Annotated in this window: 1 protein-coding gene; it reads right to left on the bottom strand. The window is 74.3% G+C overall.

What is annotated here, in order from left to right:
• Window positions 1-1,090, bottom strand: a 1,090-nt coding sequence (locus HW445_RS32160; RefSeq protein WP_180224278.1) for a sensor histidine kinase KdpD, incomplete at both ends; no start/stop codon positions are given.

Below are 1,090 nucleotides of genomic sequence, written 5' to 3'. Positions count from 1 at the left end.
CGTCCGCGCCGTCCGCCGCGTGCCCCGTCTCCTCGTGCAGCAGGTTCCTCGGCAACAGCACCACGGCGGTGGTGCCGCCGTAGGGCGAGGGCCTCAGATGCACCTTGATGCCGTGCCTGGCGGCGAGACGGCTGACCACGAACAGCCCCAGCCGGTCGCTGTCGAACAGGTCCAGCGCCTCGGACTGCTCGATCCGCCGGTTGGCGTCGGCCAGGGTCTGGGGGCCCATGCCGAGCCCGCGGTCCTCGACCTCCACCGCGTACCCGTTGCCGACGGCCTCACCGGTGACCCGCACCTTGGTGTGCGGCGGCGAGAACTGGGCGGCGTTCTCGACGAGTTCGGCGAGCAGGTGGGTGAGGTCGGCGACCGCCGCACCGGTGACCGCGGCCTCGGCGAGCTGCCGGACGTCGACCCGCGCGTAGTCCTCGATCTCCGAGACGGCCGCGCGCACCACGTTGGTGAGCGAGACCGGCCTGCTCCAGGCCCGGCCCGGGGCCGCGCCGGAGAGGATGATCAGCGACTCGGCGTGCCGCCGCATGCGGGTCGTGAGGTGGTCGAGGCGGAACAGGTCGCTCAGTTCGTCCGGGTCCTCGGCGCGGCGCTCCATACCGTCCAGCAGGGCCAGTTGGCGGTGCACCAGCACCTGGCTGCGCCGCGCCAGGTTGACGAAGACGCCGGAGATGCCGCCGGCCAGTTCGGCGCGCTCGACGGCGGCGCGCAGGGCGGCGCGGTGCACGGTGCCCAGTGCCTCGGCCACCTGTCCGGTCTCGTCCTCGGCGGGCGGGCCGTGCGGGGCCTCGGCGTGGACGTCGATCTCCTCACCGGCCCGCAGCTTGCGCATGGCCTGCGGCAGTTTGCGGCGGGCGATCTCCAGGGCACTGTTGCGCAGTCCCACCAGGTCGGCGACGATCCCGCGGCCGATGCGCACCGAGATCACCAGGGAGGCGGCCACCGCGAGGAGGCCGAGGAGGACGGCGGCGCCGGCGGGGGTGAACAGGGCGCGCGTCAGCGGGCCGGAGCCCGAGGGGTCGGTGTGGGCGGCGTGGTCGGCGATCTCGCGCAGCGTGGTCTGGACCCGGTCGTGAGCGGC

The sequence above is a fragment of the Streptomyces sp. UH6 genome (genome assembly GCF_013421635.1).
Lineage (GTDB): Bacteria > Actinomycetota > Actinomycetes > Streptomycetales > Streptomycetaceae > Streptomyces > Streptomyces abyssomicinicus.
Note: the sequence above shows the minus strand (reverse complement) of the source record. Positions and strands in the feature narration are given on the sequence as shown.